The sequence below is a fragment of the Amycolatopsis granulosa genome, from assembly GCF_011758745.1.
Taxonomy (GTDB): domain Bacteria; phylum Actinomycetota; class Actinomycetes; order Mycobacteriales; family Pseudonocardiaceae; genus Amycolatopsis_E; species Amycolatopsis_E granulosa.
The window spans coordinates 288,913-306,810 of record NZ_JAANOV010000001.1; the positions used below are offsets into that span (position 1 = coordinate 288,913).

Annotated in this window: 14 protein-coding genes; 6 read left to right on the forward strand and 8 right to left on the reverse strand. The window is 71.2% G+C overall.

Going from position 1 to position 17,898, the window contains the following annotated elements; translation table 11 throughout:
* Positions 1–18: 18 nt before the first annotated feature.
* The 3 genes from FHX45_RS01360 to FHX45_RS01370 form a co-directional block, all read right to left on the reverse strand.
* Positions 19–852: an aldo/keto reductase gene (locus tag FHX45_RS01360; protein ID WP_167096213.1), complete on the reverse strand. Its 834-nt coding sequence runs from the start codon at positions 850–852 to the stop codon at positions 19–21.
* Positions 853–875: 23 nt separating this feature from the next.
* The gene (locus tag FHX45_RS01365; protein WP_167096214.1) at positions 876–2,057 is read right to left on the reverse strand and encodes an MFS transporter; all 1,182 of its coding nucleotides are present in this window, start codon (positions 2,055–2,057) and stop codon (positions 876–878) included.
* 176 nt (positions 2,058–2,233) lie between these two features.
* On the reverse strand, positions 2,234–2,947 hold the full coding sequence (locus FHX45_RS01370) for a haloacid dehalogenase type II (protein WP_167096215.1): 714 nt from the start codon (positions 2,945–2,947) through the stop codon (positions 2,234–2,236).
* Positions 2,948–3,172: 225 nt separating this feature from the next.
* Between FHX45_RS01370 and FHX45_RS01375 the strand changes: the two genes are divergently transcribed.
* Positions 3,173–5,236 (forward strand): NAD(+) synthase, encoded by a 2,064-nt coding sequence (locus tag FHX45_RS01375; RefSeq protein ID WP_167096216.1) that lies wholly within the window; start codon positions 3,173–3,175, stop codon positions 5,234–5,236.
* Here FHX45_RS01375 and FHX45_RS01380 read toward each other — a convergent pair.
* The 3 genes from FHX45_RS01380 to FHX45_RS01390 form a co-directional block, all read right to left on the reverse strand.
* Positions 5,233–5,955, reverse strand: a complete 723-nt coding sequence (locus tag FHX45_RS01380) for a CPBP family intramembrane glutamic endopeptidase (protein WP_167096217.1) — start codon at positions 5,953–5,955, stop codon at positions 5,233–5,235. The genes FHX45_RS01375 and FHX45_RS01380 overlap by 4 nt on opposite strands.
* 69 nt (positions 5,956–6,024) lie before the next feature.
* Entirely contained in the window at positions 6,025–6,678 is a 654-nt protein-coding gene (locus FHX45_RS01385) for a response regulator (protein ID WP_167096218.1), read from the reverse strand.
* Positions 6,679–6,815: 137 nt separating this feature from the next.
* A complete protein-coding gene (locus tag FHX45_RS01390) occupies positions 6,816–8,540 on the reverse strand; it encodes a GAF domain-containing sensor histidine kinase (protein WP_167096219.1) in 1,725 nt (574 codons plus the stop codon).
* A gap of 122 nt (positions 8,541–8,662) precedes the next feature.
* Here FHX45_RS01390 and FHX45_RS01395 point away from each other — a divergent pair, with 122 nt between their 5' ends.
* Genes FHX45_RS01395 through nrfD form a run of 4 tightly spaced genes read left to right on the forward strand, consistent with a single transcriptional unit; the run spans position 8,663 to position 14,246 of the window.
* Complete coding sequence (locus FHX45_RS01395) at positions 8,663–9,091, forward strand: DUF6098 family protein (RefSeq protein WP_167096220.1); 429 nt, start codon at positions 8,663–8,665, stop codon at positions 9,089–9,091.
* A 57-nt stretch (positions 9,092–9,148) separates the two neighbouring features.
* Positions 9,149–12,406 carry a formate dehydrogenase gene (gene fdh / locus FHX45_RS01405; RefSeq protein ID WP_243868902.1) on the forward strand — a complete coding sequence of 1,086 codons (3,258 nt, stop codon included), beginning with the start codon at positions 9,149–9,151 and terminating at the stop codon, positions 12,404–12,406.
* A complete protein-coding gene (locus tag FHX45_RS01410) occupies positions 12,403–13,308 on the forward strand; it encodes a 4Fe-4S dicluster domain-containing protein (protein ID WP_167096222.1) in 906 nt (301 codons plus the stop codon). The genes fdh and FHX45_RS01410 overlap by 4 nt, the downstream gene beginning before the upstream one ends.
* Positions 13,305–14,246 carry an NrfD/PsrC family molybdoenzyme membrane anchor subunit gene (gene nrfD, locus FHX45_RS01415; protein WP_167096223.1) on the forward strand — a complete coding sequence of 314 codons (942 nt, stop codon included), beginning with the start codon at positions 13,305–13,307 and terminating at the stop codon, positions 14,244–14,246. The genes FHX45_RS01410 and nrfD overlap by 4 nt, the downstream gene beginning before the upstream one ends.
* On the opposite strand, the gene FHX45_RS01420 is transcribed toward nrfD, so the two are convergent.
* Entirely contained in the window at positions 14,224–15,045 is an 822-nt protein-coding gene (locus FHX45_RS01420) for an MBL fold metallo-hydrolase (RefSeq protein ID WP_167096224.1), read from the reverse strand. The genes nrfD and FHX45_RS01420 overlap by 23 nt on opposite strands.
* A 91-nt stretch (positions 15,046–15,136) precedes the next feature.
* On the opposite strand from FHX45_RS01420, the gene FHX45_RS01425 reads away from it, so the two are divergent.
* Entirely contained in the window at positions 15,137–15,769 is a 633-nt protein-coding gene (locus FHX45_RS01425) for a hypothetical protein (RefSeq protein WP_167096225.1), read from the forward strand.
* Between the two features lie 34 nt (positions 15,770–15,803).
* Here FHX45_RS01425 and FHX45_RS01430 read toward each other — a convergent pair whose 3' ends face one another.
* A complete protein-coding gene (locus tag FHX45_RS01430) occupies positions 15,804–17,462 on the reverse strand; it encodes a hypothetical protein (RefSeq protein ID WP_167096226.1) in 1,659 nt (552 codons plus the stop codon).
* Between the last annotated feature and the right edge of the window lie 436 nt (positions 17,463–17,898).

Consider the following 17,898-nt stretch of genomic DNA (forward strand, 5'->3'; position numbering starts at 1 on the left):
GGCAGCCCGGCACGGCCGTCAGCGCATGTTGAAGGTGTCCGGGTCGGGACCGGTGCGCAGGCCCTTCTCCAGCTTCGCCAGCTCGGCGAGGTCGCCGCCGTCCAGCTCGAAGCCGAACAGGTCGAGGTTTTCCCGCACGCGGGAGGGCGTCACCGACTTCGGGATGACCACGTTGCCCAGCTGCAGGTGCCAGCGCAGCACGATCTGCGCCGGTGTGCGGCCGTGCTTGCCCGCGATCGCGGTCACGGCCGGCTCGGCGAGCAGCTCGCCGCCTTTCGCCAGGGGGCTCCACGCCTCGGTGACGATGCCGTGCGCGGCGTGGTAGGCCCGCAGCTCCGCCTGCTGCAGGTAGGGGTGCAGCTCGATCTGGTTGACCGCGGGCACGATGTCGCTCTCCTGCGCCAGCCGGTCCAGGTGGTGCGGCTGGAAGTTGGACACGCCGATCGCGCGGACACGCCCCTCGGCGTGCACCTTCTCCAGCGCGCGCCAGGTGCCGACGTAGCGGTCGGCGTCCGGGACCGGCCAGTGGATCAGGTAGAGGTCCAGGTGGTCCAGGCCGAGGTCGGCCAGGCTCCGGTCGAACGCACGCAGGGTCTCGTCGTAGCCCTGGTCGGAGTTCCACAGCTTGGTGGTGACGAACAGCTCCGCGCGCGGGAGGCCGGACCGGTGCAGCGCCCGCCCGACCGCGGCCTCGTTGCCGTAGGCGGTGGCGGTGTCGATGCTGCGGTAGCCGGCCTCCAGCGCGGTGGCGACCGCCTGGGTGGTCTCCTCGGCGGGGACCTGGAAGACCCCGAAGCCCACCCGCGGCATGGCCACGCCGTTGTTCAGATCGACCGTGGGAATGGTGGTCATGTGTGTCCTTTCGTTGTCGTCGGTCAGTGGAGGGCCGGGATCTCCGGCTCCGTCCGGTGCGCCGGGCGCCGGTCGAGCGCGCCGGAGAGCAGCGCGGCACCGAGCCCGGCGGCGGCCAGCACCGCGCCGATCCAGTTCGGCGCCGTGTAGCCGAGGCCGTGGGCGATCGCGAGGCCGCCGAGCCACGAGCCGCCCGCGTTGCCGAGGTTGAACGCCGCGATGTTCGCGGCCGAGGCCAGGGCCGGGGCGTCGCCGGCCTTGGCCATCACCCGGGCCTGCAGGGGCGGCACGGCCGCGAACCCGGCGACGCCGAACACCGCGATCGTGACGGCGGCCGGCAGCTGTGCGTGGGCGGTGAACACGAACACGACGAGCACGACGGCCAGCACCGCCAGGCTGACGTACAGGCTCGGCATGAGCGCGCGGTCCGCGCTCCGGCCCCCGATCACGTTGCCCACGACCAGGCCCCCGCCGAACAGGACGAGCAGCCACGCCACCGCACCGGAGGAGAACCCGGCGACCTCGGTCATCATCGGCGCGATGTAGCTGAACGCCGCGAACATGCCGCCGAAGCCGAGCGCGGTCATCGCCAGCGCGAGCCACACCTGGGGGCGGCGGAACACGGCCAGCTCGGAGCGCAGGCTGTGGCCCTCGGCGACCGGGCGGCTGGGGACCAGCGCGACGACGCCGATCAGCGCGATCACGCCGAGGACGGACACGGCCCAGAACGTCGAACGCCAGCCGAACTGCTGGCCCAGGGCGGTGCCGGCGGGCACGCCCAGGACGTTGGCCACGGTCAGGCCGGCGAACATGATCGCGATCGCGCTCGCCCGGCGCGACGGGGGCACCAGCGACGCGGCGACGACCGACCCGACGCCGAAGAACGCGCCGTGGGAGAGGGCGGCGACCACCCGGCCGGTCATGAGCAGACCGTAGCCGGGCGCCAGGGCGGAGACGAGGTTGCCGGCGATGAACAGCACCATCAGGCCGGTCAGCACCGTCTTGCGCGGGACCTTCGAGCCCAGCGCGGTGAGCAGGGGAGCGCCGACCACGACGCCGAGGGCGTACCCGGAGATCAGGAGCCCGGCCGTGGGCACGGAGACCCCGAGGTCGGTGGCGACGTCGGGCAGCAGGCCCATGATCACGAACTCCGTGGTGCCGATGCCGAAGGCGGCGATGGCCAGCGCGAGCAGGGCGACAGGCATGTCTTTCCTCGAGGTTGTGCTGCGTTGGTCGAACTACCGAGGTAGTTGCACACGCGGGTTATTTCGAACGACGACTACGTTAGCAGTCAAGGACATGAGGGGCAGGCTGCGCGGCCCCGTCGGGCGGTGAAACGGGTCACGAGGACGGGTGTATAACGCCCTATACGCGACGGCGATCAGCAGCCGAGCGTGGCGGCCAGCTCCGGGAAGCTCGAGACGACCACATCGGCCGGGACGTCGCCGGGCCGGTCCGCGGCCTGGTGTGGGCCCTTCTCCTCGGGCCGTTCCAGGAACGCGGTGCGCAGCCCGGCGGCGCGCGCACCGGTGAGATCCCACCCGTGCGCGGCGACCATCAGCATCTCGTGCGGCGCGACGTCCAGCAGGGCGGCCGCCGTGCGGTAGACCTCCGGGGCGGGCTTGTAGGTACGCGCCAGCTCCGCCGACAGGACGCAGTCGAACGGCAGCGCCGCATCCTTGATCAGGTGGGTCATCAGGGCGAAGCCGCCGTTGGACAGGGCCGCCACCACGAACCGCGACCGCAGCCGCGCCAGGCCCGCGGCGGAGTCGGGCCAGGCCGGCAACCGGTGCCAGGCCCGCACGAGCCGGTCGCGCTCCTCCTCGCCCAGCGTCACGCCGTGCTCCTCGAGCAGCGCGTCGAGGGACTCGCGGTGCAAGGTGTCCAGCACGGCCCAGCCGCGCGAGCCGTCCTGCACGCGCCGCATCGAGGGCAGGTACTCCGCGCGCCAGGCCGAGGCGAACTCACCCGCGTCCAGGTCCACCCCGGCGGCGCCGAACACCCCGGCCACCTGGTCCCGCACCCCGCGGTACCAGTCCACGGTGGTGCCGAAGATGTCGCAGGCGATGACACGGATGCCGCCGAGGTCGCTCATCCCGCCATCGTGCCGCAACACCACCCGCTCCCGCCGGGGACCGGCCCCGTAACGGTGGTCCCTGCCGCGGCTCGGCGGCTACCTCGCCGCCCGCGGGCTCCGGCCCGTCGAACCCCGCACCGCGAGCGCCGGCGTCGGCGAGATCACGCACCCGGGTGCCGGGCACGGGCAGAGCCTGGATCTAGGCTCGAAGGTGGACGGTACGCACGCGGAAACGGGGACAGTGTGACATCAGCGCAGGCCCACGACTTCACCTCGCTCTACCGGCACGGGTTCGTGCGGGTGGCCGCCGCGGTGCCCGAGGTCCGGGTGGCCGATCCCGAGTTCAACTGCGACGCAACGCTGGCACTGGCCCGCCGCGCAGCCGCGGACGGCGTCGCCATCACCGTCTTCCCCGAACTCGGTTTCTCCTCCTACACCGCCGACGACCTGTTCCACCAGAACGCGTTGCAGGCCGCGGTGGACGACGCGGTGGCGCGGTTCGTGCACGAGTCCGCGGAGCTGCCGGGCGTGTTCGCGATCGGGGCGCCGCAGCGGATCGACGGTCGCCTGTTCAACTGCGGCATCCTGGTGCACCGGGGCCGGGTGCTCGGCGCGGTGCCCAAGAGCTACGTGCCGGGTTACCGCGAGTTCTACGAGAAGCGGCAGTTCGTGGCCGGCCGGGACGCGGTGTCGGAGCGGGTCCGCATCGCCGGCCAGGACGTGCCCTTCGGCAGCGACCTGCTGTTCGACCCGCCGAACGTGCCGGGTCTGGTGTTCCACGCCGAGATCTGCGAGGACGGCTGGGTGCCGGTGACGCCGAGCGGGTTCGGTGCGCTCGCCGGGGCGACGGTGCTGCTGAACCTGTCCGCGAGCAACATCGTGATCGGCAAGGCCGGCTACCGCCGCACCCTGTGCACCGGCCACTCCGCGCGGTTCCTCGCCGCATACATCTACTCGGCGGCCGGACCGGGGGAGTCCACCACGGACCTCGCCTGGGACGGGCAGGCGGTGATCGCCGAGAACGGCTCCCTGCTGGCCGAGGGGGAACGGTTCGCCTCCGACCAGCTGGTGACCGCCGACGTCGACCTGGAGCGGCTGGCCGCCGACCGGCTGCGGCTGACCAGCTTCAGCGACAACGCGCACGACCACCGGGAGCGGCTCAAGCGGTTCCGCCGCGTGGACTTCGAGCTGGACCTGCCGCCCGGGCCGGTGCGGCTGCGCCGCGCGATCCAGCGCTTCCCCTACGTCCCGGCGAACACCGCCGACCGCAATGAGCGGTGCCGCGAGGTCCACCACATCCAGGTGCAGGGGCTGACGCAGCGGCTCGCCGCGACCGGGATCGAGAAGGTCGTCATCGGCGTCTCCGGCGGCCTGGACTCGACGCAGGCGCTGATCATCGCCGCGCAGAGCATGGACAAGCTGGGGCTGCCGCGGGAGAACGTGCTGGCCTACACGATGCCCGGTTTCGCGACCAGCAACCACACGCTGACCAACGCGCACAAGCTGATGAAGGCGCTGGGCACGTCGGCGCACGAGATCGACATCCGGCCCTCGGCCCGGCAGATGCTGGCCGACCTGGGACACCCGGCCGCGGACGGGTCGCCGGTGTACGACGTGACGTTCGAGAACGTGCAGGCGGGGGAGCGGACCTCGCACCTGTTCCGGCTGGCCAACCACCACGGCGCGCTCGTCGTCGGCACCGGCGACCTGAGCGAGCAGGCGCTGGGCTGGGCCACCTACGGCGTGGGCGACCAGATGTCGCACTACAACGTCAACGCGTCGGTGCCCAAGACGCTGATCCGGTACCTGATCGCGTGGGAGGTGGAGACCGAGCGGCTGGGGGCGGGCGCCGACGAGGTGCTGCGCTCGATCCTGGCCACGGAGATCTCGCCGGAGCTGGTGCCGGGCGAGGGGCCGGACGCGGGCCCGGCGCAGAGCTCCGAGGCCAAGGTCGGCCCCTACGAGCTGCAGGACTTCCACCTGTACTACCTGCTCCGGTTCGGGTACCGGCCCAGCCGCATCGCCTACCTGGCGCAGCACGCGTGGGGCGACGCCGGCACCGGCGCCTGGCCGGACCTGGTGCCGGAGTCCGACCGCACCAGCTACGACCTGCCCACGATCAAGAAGTGGCTGCGGGAGTTCCTGTGGCGGTTCATCCAGACCAGCCAGTTCAAGCGCTCGGCCATGCCGAACGGGCCGAAGGTCGGTTCGGGCGGTTCGCTGTCGCCGCGCGGTGACTGGCGCGCCCCGAGCGACGCGAGTGCGCGGGCCTGGCTGGACGAGCTGGAGGCCAATGTCCCCGGCTAGCCGCCGCGCCCGGCGAACCAGGCGAGCACGAGCCCGCCGGAGTTGAGCGCGACGTGCACCAGCGCGGGGGCCAGCACTCCGCGTCCGGCGTAGCGCAGTGCGCACAGCGCCACCCCGGCCACGGCGGCACCCGCCATCGCCAGGACCGACAGCACGGGGAGGGGAAGGGCACCCACCGCCGCGTCCACGCCGGCGTTGCGCCGCAGCGCCAGTGACGGCAGCAAGTGCCACAACCCGAACAACGCCGAGGCGCCGAGGACGGGCCGCCACCGCCAGCGTTCGCCGCCGCCGAGCAGGGCGGGCAGCACGCCCCGGAAGGCGACCTCCTCGACGACGACGGTGCCGAGCGGGATGCGGACCAGTGCCAGCCACACCAGGTCACCCGGCGACGGTTGCCCGACGCGTCCGTCGTGGAACAGCGGCCGCAGCGCCGGCACGGCCAGTGCGACGGCGAAACCGGCCGCGACGACGAGGCAGGTGAGACCGCCCGTCCGGGCCGCGTGCCGCCAGTCGCGCGGCGACAGACCCAGCTCGCCGGACCGGTACCCGGCCAGGCGGGCGAGTCCGATCAGGACACCCGCGGTCACCACTCCGCAGACGGGGTAGGCCCACCCGGGCAGAACCCGGTTGGCCAGCGTGGTGGCGGCGGCCAGGACCACGACGGCGCCGAGGGCGGCGGTCCGGCCGGACAGGCGGGGCGTGGCGGCGTTCTGGCGCATCCTCCCCAGTGTGCCTCGCCCGGCGATCAACGAATGTATAACGCCCTATACGACACGGCGTCGTGCGCACTAATTCTGTTCCGGCCCCTTCTTGCCCTCCCGCAGTTTCGTCGCAAGGACGGCGGCCTGAGTCCGCCGTTCCAGGCCGAGTTTGGTGAGCAGGCGGGAGACGTAGTTCTTGACCGTCTTCTCGGCGAGGAACATCCGTTCCGCGATCTGCCGGTTGGTCAGCCCTTCACCGATGAGGTCGAGGAGAGTGCGCTCCCGGTCGGTCAGCGCGGCGAGCGGACCGCGCTCCGCGGTGTCCGAGCGCAGCTTCGCCATCAGCGTCGCGGCCGCGCGCGTGTCCAGCTGGGAACGGCCCGAGCCGACCTCGCGCACCGCGGACAGCAGCTGGAGGCCCTGGACGTCCTTGATCACGTAGCCGCCGGCACCGGCGAGGATCGCGTTGAGCATCGCCTCCTCGTCGGTGTAGGAGGTCAGGATCAGCACGTTCAGCCCGGGCAGCCGGGAGCGCAGTTCCCGGCACAGCTCGATGCCGTTGCCGTCGGGCAGCTGCACGTCGAGCACCGCCACGTCCGGACGCAGCGCGAGCATCCGGGTCAGTGCCTGCCCCGCCGTGGACGCCTCGCCGACGACGGACAGCCCGGGGTCGGACTCCAGCAGGTCGGCGACGCCACGGCGGACGACCTCGTGGTCGTCGACCAGGAACACCTCGATCATCCCGCCACCTTTCGCCCTGCGCGGAATCTCCCAGGCTACGGACGCCCACGCCGCCCGGACACGGACGAAGGTCACCAGCGCTCAGGGCACGAGGACCGCAGCTGCGGTAACCCCGCGGGGCGGCAGGTCCCGAACCGCTACGAGACGGGCGCGGACCAGGTCAGGCGGGTGCCACCGCCCTCGGCGAGGGTCACCGAGCAGGTGCCGCCGGCCTGCGCGGCGCGTTCGCGCAGGTTGTGCAACCCGCTGTGGGCGACCCGGTCCGGGATCCCGGTGCCGTTGTCGACGACGTCGATCACGAGATCGTCGTCCACCGACACGGTGATCGTCAGCGTGGTGGCGCGGGCGTGGCGGACCGCGTTGGTCAGCGCCTCCCGCAGCACGGCTTCGGCGTGCTCGGCGAGTTCGCTGCCGATGACACCGATCGGTCCGGACATGCGCACGGTCGTGCGCAGGCCGGTGTCGCCGGTGACCTCGGCGATGATCTCGTTGAGGCGCTTGCGCAGCTGGGTGGTGCCGTGCAGGCCACCGTGCAGGTCGAAGATCGCGGTGCGGATCTCGGCGACGATGTTCTGCACGTCGTCGATCATGTCCGCCAGGCGCCGCTGGATCTCCGGGTTGCGGGTGCGCATGTGCGTGCTCTGCAGCGCGAGCCCGTGGGCGAACAGCCGCTGGATGACGTGGTCGTGCAGGTCCCGTGCGATGCGGTCGCGGTCGGAGACCACCTTGAGCTCGCTCAGCGAGCGCTGGTCCTCGGCCAGCTGGAGCGCGAGCGCCGCCTGGTCGGCGAACGCCGCGGCGAGCGGGAGCTGGGTGTGGTCGAACGGGTCCTGCCCGGTTTTGCGGAGCGTGACGAGCACGCCGGAGACGTGGTCGCCGGACGGGCGCAGCGGCAGCACCAGCGCGGGGCCGAACTCCGGAGACAGGTCGTAGGTGAGGTTGTCCACGCGGCGCGGCTGGGCGTCGGTGTAGGCGGCGCCGCAGCTGGAGCCCTCGACGGGGATGTCGCGGCCGGTCAGCGGGTTGTCGTCGAGACCGGTGGACACCGTGACGGTCAGGTGGGTGACATCGGTGGGTGGCAGGTCGGGGTCGTCGGGCTGGGCGATGAACGCGTAGTCGGCCCCGGCGAGGGCGAGCGCGCGGTTGGCGATGAGGGACAGGACGTCGGTGGGGTCGGCGGCGGCGAGGAGTTCGGCGCGGATCTCGCTGGTCGCTTCCTGCCAGCGTTGCCGCAACCGGGCTTCCTCGTAGAGGCGCGCGTTCTCCACGGCGATACCGGCCGCGGCGGCGAGCGCACGGACCACGACCTCGTCGTCCTCGGTGAACGGCTGGCCGTTGTTCTTCTCGGTGAGGTAGAGGTTGCCGAACACCTCGTCGCGGACCCGCACCGGTACCCCGAGGAAGGTGCGCATCGGCGGGTGGTGGGCCGGGAACCCGGCGGCGGCGGCGTGCTGGGACAGATCGTCCAGGCGCAGCGGTTCGGGTCGCTGGATGAGCAGCCCGAGCAGGCCGCGCCCGGTGGGCAGGTCGCCGATGCGGTGGCGGGTCTCCTCGTCGATGCCCTCGTAGACGAACTCGGCGAGTCCTTCGCGGTCCTGGTCGACCACCCCCAGCGCGCCGTAGCGGCAGTCGACGAGGTCGATCGCCGCGTGCACGACGCGGCGCAGGGTGGCGTCCAGTTCGAGGCCGCCGGCGACCGCGAGCATCGCCTCCAGCAACCCGTCCATCTGGTCACGCGACTGCACGAGTTGCTCGATGCGGTCCTGCACCTCCCGCAGCAGTTCGCGCAGGCGCAACTGAGACAGCGTCTCGCGCAACCCGGCGACGGGTGGAGCCGCGCCGGAATCGTCGGTCCCGGGCATCTCGCCAGAGTCGCATGTCACCTGGGCCGACACCAGTCAAAGGAGGCGTCTCGTGCGGCGATTTTCCGCCCCTCGGTGCGCCGCCGCGGTTAGCGACCGCCATGGCTGGGCATGTGTGGGGCATGGCCGTCGAAGAGTCCCTGCCCACGCTGCACCGGCTGGCCGATCTGGCCGAGCTCCTCATCCCCGGGTCGGTCGTCTACGTCCGCTACTCGCCCGGTCCGGAGGCGGACGCCGAGCACCCGAGCACCGATCACGAAAGCGGGCTCGAGATGCCCGGCGTATCGGTGAACCCGTTGAACGCGCCGGGTTGGTGGACGCTGCCGGTGGAGGACTGGCTGGCGCGCCGGATCTGCCAGTACCTGCACCAGCAGCAGGAGGGGGCGCGGCCGTGGGTGCTCACCGGCAAGGAGATCGACTTCGGACCGGACAACGAGCCGTTGCTGGTGGACGTGGAGCCCCTCGCGTGGATTTCCGGTGATCTGGTGCGGGAGGCGCGCGAGCGGTACCACTCCCGGTTGGACGCGGGGCGCGCGACGCACGAAGATTGACCGCACGGGGTTTGCTGTGTCCGGCGGCCGGGAAAGCGGGCCGGGAGGAGGTGCGCGATGGGCGTGGGTGACTGGCTGCGCTCGTGGCCGGTGTACCGGCAGCTGACCGGCGCCGACCCGCTGGGCCGGGGTAGCGCGGCGCAGTCGGCGCGGTCGCGGTCGCTGGTGCCGCGCACCGCCTCGGCGGACCGGGTGGTCCATTCGGTGTGCCCGTACTGCGCGGTGGGGTGCGCGCAGAACGTCTACGTCAAGGACGAGCAGGTCGTCCAGATCGAGGGCAATCCGGACTCGCCGATCTCGCGTGGCCGGCTGTGCCCGAAGGGGTCGGCCAGCAAGCAGCTGGTGACCGGTCCGCAGCGGGTGGAGAAGGTGCTCTACCGCGCGCCCTATGGCACGCAGTGGCAGGAGCTGGACCTGCCGACGGCGATGGACATGGTGGCCGAGCGGGTGCTGGACGCGCGGCGCAAGGGCTGGCAGGACCGCGACGAGCAGGGCAATACGTTGCGGCGCACGATGGGCCTGGCGAGCCTGGGTGGCGCGACGCTGGACAACGAAGAGAACTTCCTGATCAAGAAGTTGTTCACGGCGCTGGGTGCGATCCAGATCGAGAACCAGGCCCGTATTTGACACTCCGCCACGGTTCCCGGTCTGGGAGCCTCCTTCGGTCGCGGTGGTGCGACGGATTACCAGCAGGACCTGATCAACTCCGACTGTGTGATCATCATGGGCTCGAACATGGCCGAGGCCCATCCGGTCGGGTTCCAGTGGGTGGTGGAGGCCAAGGCGCGGGGCGCGAAGGTCTTCCACATCGACCCGCGGTTCACCCGGACCAGTGCGCTGGCGGACCGGCACGTGCCGTTGCGCGCCGGGTCGGACATCGCGTTCCTCGGCGGCGTGATCAACTACATCCTGAGCAACGGGCTGGAGTTCAGGGAGTACGTGCGGTCGTACACGAACGCGTCGTTCCTGGTGAGCGAGGAGTTCGCCGACACCGAGGACCTGGACGGGTTGTTCAGCGGCTACGACCCGGAGACGGCGTCCTATGACCCGGCGAGCTGGCACTACGAGAGCTCACGGCCGGGGCCGGGCGACGGCGCGCGGGCGAAGGAGCAGTCGGCGCCGGACCAGCACGGGTCGGGCGGGCCGCCGATCCAGGGCGGGGCCGACGACATCGCCGCGGATCCGTCGCTGGAGCACCCGCGGTGCGTGTTCCAGATCCTCAAGCGGCACTTCTCGCGGTACACGCCGGAGATGGTGGAACGTGCGTGCGGTGTGCCCGCCGAGCTGTTCCTCGAGGTCTGCCGGGCGTGGACGGAGAACTCGGGCCGGGAGCGGACCGCCGCGCTGGTGTACAGCGTGGGCTGGACGCAGCATTCGATGGGTGCCCAGTACATCCGGGCGGGTTCGATCATCCAGCTGCTGCTGGGCAACATCGGGCGTCCGGGGGGCGGGGTGTTCGCGCTGCGCGGGCACGCCTCGATCCAGGGCTCCACCGACATTCCGACGTTGTTCAACCTGCTGCCCGGGTACCTGCCGATGCCGGACACCTCGCACGAGGACATCGCCGCCTACCTGCGCGGCATCCCCGGTGAGCGGCAGAAGGGGTTCTGGCACAACGCCGACGCCTACCTGGTGTCGCTGCTGAAGGAGTACTGGGGCGAGCACGCCACGGCGGACAACGACTGGTGCTTCGACTACCTGCCGCGGATCAACGGTGATCACGGCACCTACCGGACCGTGATGGACATGATCGACGGGAAGGTGTTCGGGTACTTCCTGCTGGGGCAGAACCCGGCGGTGGGGTCGGCGCACGGCCGGTTGCAGCGGCTGGGCATGGCGAACCTGGACTGGCTGGTGGTGCGGGACCTGGCGATGATCGAGAGCGCCACGTTCTGGAAGGACTCGCCGGAGATCGAGACCGGGGAGATCGTGCCGGAGCGGTGCCGCACGGAGGTGTTCTTCTTCCCGGCGGCGTCGCACGTGGAGAAGTCGGGCACGTTCACGCAAACGCAGCGGATGCTGCAATGGCGGGACAAGGCGGTGGAACCCAAGGGTGATCAGCGCAGCGAGCTGTGGTTCTTCTACCACCTGGGCCGGATCCTGAAGGAGAAGCTCGCGGGGTCGGCGGACGAGCGGGACCGGCCGCTGCTGGACCTGTGGTGGGACTACCGGATGGAGGGGGAGGAACCCTCCGGTGAGGACGTGCTGCGGCGCATCAACGGGGTGAACCTGGAGACCGGGCGGGCGCTGAACGGCTACCTCGAGCTGAAGGCGGACGGCAGCACGGCGTGCGGTTGCTGGATCTACAGCGGGGTGTTCGCCGACGAGGTGAACCAGGCGGCGCGCCGCAAGCCGCACGACGAGCAGGGGCCGTACGAGTCGGAGTGGGGCTGGACCTGGCCGCTGAACCGGCGGGTGCTGTACAACCGGGCGTCGGCCGATCTGCAGGGCCATCCGTGGAGCGAGCGCAAGAAGCTGGTGTGGTGGGACGCGCAGAAGGGCGAGTGGACCGGGTACGACGTGCCGGACTTCGAGAAGACGAAGCCACCGGACTACCGGCCGGAGCCGGGTGCGTCGGGCCCGGCCGCGTTGCACGGTGATGATCCGTTCGTGATGCAGGCCGACGGCAAGGGCTGGCTGTTCGCGCCGAACGGCGTGCTGGACGGGCCGTTGCCGACGCACTACGAGCCGCACGAGTCGCCGGTGCGCAACCCGCTGTACGGGCAGCAGGGCAATCCGGCGCGCAAGGTGTACGCGCGGGCGGACAACCCGTCGAACCCGTCGCCGCCGGAGCAGCACGGCGAGGTGTTCCCGTTCGTGTTCACCGCGGCGCGGCTGACGGAGCACCACACGGCGGGCGGGATGAGCCGTCAGCTGCCGTACCTGGCGGAGTTGCAGCCGGCGTTGTTCGTGGAGGTCTCGCCGGAGCTGGCGGCCGAGCGCGGGCTGGTGCACCTGGACTGGGCGCACGTGGTGACGAGCCGCGCGGCGGTGGACGCGCGGGTGTTCGTCACCGAGCGGATGCGGCCGCTGCGCATCGAGGACCGGGTGGTGCACCAGATCTGGATGCCCTACCACTGGGGTTACACGGGTCTGGTCGACGGCGACGTGGTGAACGACCTGCTGGGTGTGGTGGCCGATCCGAACGTGTTCATCCAGGAGAGCAAGGTGGCCACGTGCGACGTCCAGCCGGGCCGCCGCCCGCGGGGCCCGGCCCTGCTGGCCTACCTGGAGGAGTACCGGAAGCGGGCGGGTGTCACCGTGGAGACGGGGACGCACATCGACACGGCCGCCGGAGCGGAGGGACGGTCATGACGAACGGTTTCTCCGGTCCGTTGCCGGACCCGGCGGGCAACGCCGGTTACCTGGAGCACCCGCCGCGGGTGGGGTTCTTCACCGACACCTCGGTGTGCATCGGCTGCAAGGCGTGCGAGGTGGCGTGCAAGGAGTGGAACGGGGTGCCCGACGACGGGTTCGACCTGCTGGGCATGTCGTTCGACAACACCGGGTCGCTCGGGGCGAACTCGTGGCGGCACGTGGCGTTCGTGGAGCAGGACCGGCCGGGTGCGGTGTCGCCGGAGCCGGTGGATCTGGGGCTGCCCTCGTTCGAGCTGCCGGGTGCCGGTGACGGCGCGGGGAGCCGGACGGATTTCCGGTGGCTGATGAGTTCGGACGTGTGCAAGCACTGCACGCACGCGGGCTGCCTGGATGTGTGCCCGACCGGTGCGTTGTTCCGCACCGAGTTCGGGTCGGTGGTGGTGCAGCCCGACATCTGCAACGGCTGTGGCTACTGCGTGTCCGGCTGCCCGTACGGGGTGATCGAGCGGCGTGAGGACGACGGGCGCGCGTGGAAGTGCACGTTGTGCTACGACCGCTTGCGGGACGGGCTGGAACCGGCGTGCGCGAAGGCGTGCCCGACCGATTCGATCCAGTTCGGGCCGCTGGACGAGCTGCGGGAGCGGGCCGCGCGCCGGGTGGACGCGCTGCACGAGGCCGGGGTGGCCGAGGCACGGCTGTACGGCGAGAGCCCGGACGACGGTGTGGGCGGGGACGGTGCGTTCTTCCTGCTGCTGGACGAGCCCGAGGTGTACGGCCTGCCGCCGGATCCGGTGGTGCCCACCAAGGACGCCGGGTCGATGTGGCGGTACGCGGGCATGGCCGCCTCCGCGCTGGTGGCCGCCGCGGTGTCGGTCTTCTTCGGACGGGGCAGGGGATGAGGGAACAGGTCGCGGTGCCGAAGGCGGAGTTCCGGTCGTACTACGGGCGGCCGGTGCTCAAGCCGCCGGTGTGGGAGTGGAAGATCCCGGCCTACCTGTTCACCGGCGGGTTGTCGGCCGGGTCGGCGCTGCTCGGTGCGGGCGCGGACCTGACGGACCGGCCGGTGCTGCGGCGGGCGGGCCGCCTGGGCGCGCTGGGTGCGCTCGCGGCGAGCATGTACCTGCTGGTCGCCGATCTGGGCCGGCCGGAGCGCTTCCTGCACATGCTGCGGGTGGCCAAGCCGAGTTCGCCGATGAGCATGGGCACCTGGATCCTGGTGGCCTACGGGCCGGGCGCCGGGGTGGCGGCGGTGGCCGAGCTGGTGCCGGCGAGGCTGGCGAGGACGTGGCCGGGGCGGTTGCTGCGGTGGGCGGCGCGACCGGCCGGGCTCTCCGCGGCGGCGATCGCGCCCGCGGTGGCGTCCTACACGTCGGTGCTGCTGTCGCAGACGGCGGTGCCGGGGTGGCACGCGGCGTACCGGCAGCTGCCGTTCGTGTTCACCGGGTCGGCCGCGGCCAGTGGCGCGGGGCTGGGGCTGGTGTGCGCGCCGGTCGCCGAGGCGGGCCCGGCGCGGCGGCTGGCGGTGGTTGGCGCGGCGGCCGAGGTGGTGGCGTCGAAGCTGGTCGACCAGCGGCTCGGCCTGATCTCGCAGGCGTACACGACGGGCAGGGCGCACCGGCTGCGGAGGTGGGCGGAGTACCTGACCGTCGGGGGCGCGGTGGGTGCGCTGGCGGGTCGTCGCAGCCGTGCGGTGTCCGTGGTGTCGGGACTGGCGTTGCTGGCGGGTAGCGCGTTGCAGCGGTTCGGGGTGTTCGAGGCCGGGGTGGAGTCCACGAAGGACCCGAAGTACGTGGTGGTGCCACAGCGGGAGCGGGTCAGCCGGGCGCGCGGGCGCTGATCAGGTTCGCCAGCGGGAAGCTCTCGCCGCGCGCGAGCAGGCGCACGTCGGTGGCCGGATGCCGCCGGGCGGCCTCGGCGAGGAAGTTCGACACGGGTGAGGTGAACTTGCCGTAGTCGTCGAAGTGGACCGGTACCACATGGGTGGGGTTCATCAGCTCCAGCATGTGGCCGCCCTGGCGGTCGTCCATGCTGACCAGCACGCCGAGCACGCGGGTGCCGCCCAGGTGCAGCACGGCGACGTCGATGTCGGGGTAGCGCCGGCGGATCTGGCTGAGTTCGTCGTGGATGATCGTGTCGCCGCTGACGTAGAGGCGCAGTGCGGCGGCGCCGGGGTGCGGGGTGTACTCCCAGATGCTGCCCATCACCGGTGGCAGGATCCGGTCGAGCGGGCCGCGGGAGTGCCGGGCGGGGACGGCGGTGACGGTGAGGGTCGCGTCGCCGTCGGCGAGGGTTTCGCTGTGCCAGGTCGGCAGGGCGATGGTGGCACCGAAGCCCTTCTTGGACAGCCGGGTCGCGGCGTGCTCGGTGGTCAGGATGGGCACGTCGGCGGGCAGGTCGCGGCGGGCGATGCGGTCGAAGTGGTCGCCGTGCAGGTGGGACAGCACCACCCCGTCCAGGGGCGGCAGGTCGGCCACCTGGGCGGCGGGTTCGGTGCGGCGCCGGGAGACCAGCCCCTGGCCGAAGTGGGACCACTGGCCGCGGTGCAGGAAGTTCGGGTCGGTGAGCACGGTGAACGGCCCTAGCCGGATGAGGGTGGTGGCGGTGCCGATGAAGGTGAGCGAGTCGGCGGGGAACATCGGCGCCCTTTCGGCCGGAGGTGGTGACGGGGCGGGGCTACCCCGGGCGGGCCGGATGATTCACCGGCGGACGGGCGGGAACCCGGCCGTCATGGCACCTGCCCTCGTCCGACCCGTGTTCGGCGCGCTGGCCCGACTGCGCAAGGCGCGCGTGTTCCACCCCCGTGGGCTGCTGCTGCGGGGCACGCTGGAGACGCTGGATCCGGACGCGTTGCCGCTGCCGGCGGGCGGCGGTCCGGTGGTGGCGCGGCTGTCGAAGGGCGCCGGGCTGCGTGGCGGCGCGCCGGACATCCTCGGGCTGGCGCTGCGCATCCCGACCGACGACGGGCCGTGGGACCTCACCCTCGCCAGCGCGCGCGCCCGGTTGCTGCTGTGGCCGTCGGCCGGGTGGCGGCGGGCGCGGTTCAGCAGTCTGGTGCCCTACCGCACGGCGGCCGGGCTGCGGTGGGTACTGGCCGGTGTGGACGGTCCGGAGGGGGCGTCGCTCGACGCGCTGGCCGGGGAGGTGGCGTCCCGGCCGGTGACCGTCCGGTGCGCCACGGCGAAGCTCACCGGCCCGCCGGTGCCGGTGGCGCGGATCGTGCTGGACGCCCTGCTCGGTGATGGTGAGCGGCCCAGTTTCGACCCGATGCTGCACAGCCCGCCCGGGGCGCGGCTGTACCCGGAGTGGCTGTCACGCCTGCGGGAGCCGGCCTACCAGGGCAGCCGCGCCGGGCGCCGCTGACCCGGCGCCGGGCGGGACGACGGTGATTGACATGTCAGATCGGGAGCACCCCACGGCGGTGGTGATCCCGCTGTGTGCGGGGGATGGCCAGCACCGCGGTGCCGTGGACGTGCGTATGGGGGCCGAGGTCGGTCAGGTCGACCGACAAATGCTCCGCTGCCGCCCAGGCCCCGAAGAGTAGGTTTTGCTCCCACGTCGCTGCTGTTGGTCTGCCGTCCTCGTCGAACTCTTCGGCGGCGTCGTGTTCGTCCGGGAGGCGATCGTCGCCGTGACGTTCGCCCAGGACGTCTTCGTATGCTTCGGCTCTTTCTTCGTCATCCCGTCGGTTCGCGCGACCGATGTCGTGGGCTTCGATCCAGGCCTTCAGTTCGCCGAGGGAGTCCACCGGGTTCGATTCCTCGCACCGGTAGACCCAGACGTCGTCGGAGGACACGCAGTGCATGCGGACCTCGCCGTCCCGGGCGATGCACCATTGTGACCACGTCAGGTCGGTGTAGTCGTCGACGACGAAATGCTCGTACCAGTGTGCCGATCCGAATCGTCGGCTCAGTTCTTCCAGCCGCTGGTACAGGTCGTGCCGGTGTTCGGTCGAGACCGCTCTCGGGGCCAGTCCACCCAGTACCTCGTTCTTGCAGTATGCGACGGTCCACCCGTCCAGTGCCGGCGTGACGAAGACCTCGGGGTTGGGTTGGTCGGGGTAATAGCTTGATCGCTCCATGACAGCGCTCCCCATGCGCAGTGTCGCGGGAACCGGGTCGGTGAGGTCGAGCGCGTCCAGGACCGCGGCCTGATCGGTGGTCGGGAAGGCGTACCATCCCCCGTGGGCGTCCAGCACCGGCAGTGGTTCGGGTGTTTCACTCACTTGCTTGATGCGGATCAACCGCTGTAGCGCCCTCCTGTCCTCGGCGGGGATGTGATCCCACCCGAATCCGGCCAGCAGGAGCAGTGCATTTCGTCGAGCGGCGGGAAGCGACCGTCGCGCGGACCGCAACAGATCGGTCGCGCCGGGACCGAAACCCTCGACGAGGTTCATCGCCTCGTCCCTGACCGCGTGCAGCGAACTGCCCAGCAACGCGATGGAAAGAGGCAAATGCGGGCACTCATGTGCGGCGACAACACCGCTGCACCAGGTGAACGGCCAGCAGTGGACCTGTGTGGAACATCCCTCGGGCGACACTTCGAGTAATGGGGTCGCGGCGGGCAGGCCGAGCGCGACCGACAGCCTTTTCCGCAAATCCGGCGGCGCCTCGATGTACTCGCTCACCAAAGTTTTGACCGGAGGGTCGCGGCGCAACACCTCGATGCATTCCGGCCAGGCGTACTCGAAACGATCGTCGGCCAGCAGCTCCAGCGCTGTTGTGTGGCGCGACGGATATCCGACGACGACGATGTTCACCCAGCCCGCTCGGTTCCGCACCACCGGGTCAGGATCGGCCAGCAGTCTTCGGAACTGCTCGGGCTCGAGGTCGCGCAGCACGAGTGCGAAGAGGTCGGCTCGCGTGGAGTTGTCGACGACCAGATCGAGCGCGTCCCAAGCTTGCCGGCGGACAGTCGGATCCGGGTCCATGACCAGCTCACGGGCCTCCTCCAGCAACTCTGCTGGTTCGCGCTCGTAGCGCGCCCGCTGGGCGAGCTCGTGCACCGTGCCCTCCGCCAGCAGGGTCTTGAGCCGGTCCGAGTTGATCTTCCCCATCGCGGCAATGTAGCAACGACTGCGTTGCCACTGTGTTTGCGGCCTCCGGCGCGGATCGTGTGGTAACTCCGGAGCCACGGCTCATCAGGGATCCGGGCAAATGACCTGGCTACCCACTCATCTCAATGCCATTGCGGTACCAGAACCGGTGGGTGTTCTCACCGCAGGCCGGCAAAGGAGCGGCAGTCGATGAATATGTCACGCACGTACCAGTCGTGCACAACACCCGCGCACACGACGGCCAACCCCTCCGCGGCGCCGCCTGATGCGAATACCTTTTGCCTTTAATGCGAATATTTTTTTCTGGCGTATTCGGCGCCGCCCCTGACTCGGCTGGGTGCTCCGGGTTGTCTGGACGGGCTATCTGGGGGCGAGGCTGCACCCGAGAACGACGGGGACGCCGACACGTCCCGGGAGCCCGTGTGACCGGCTCAAC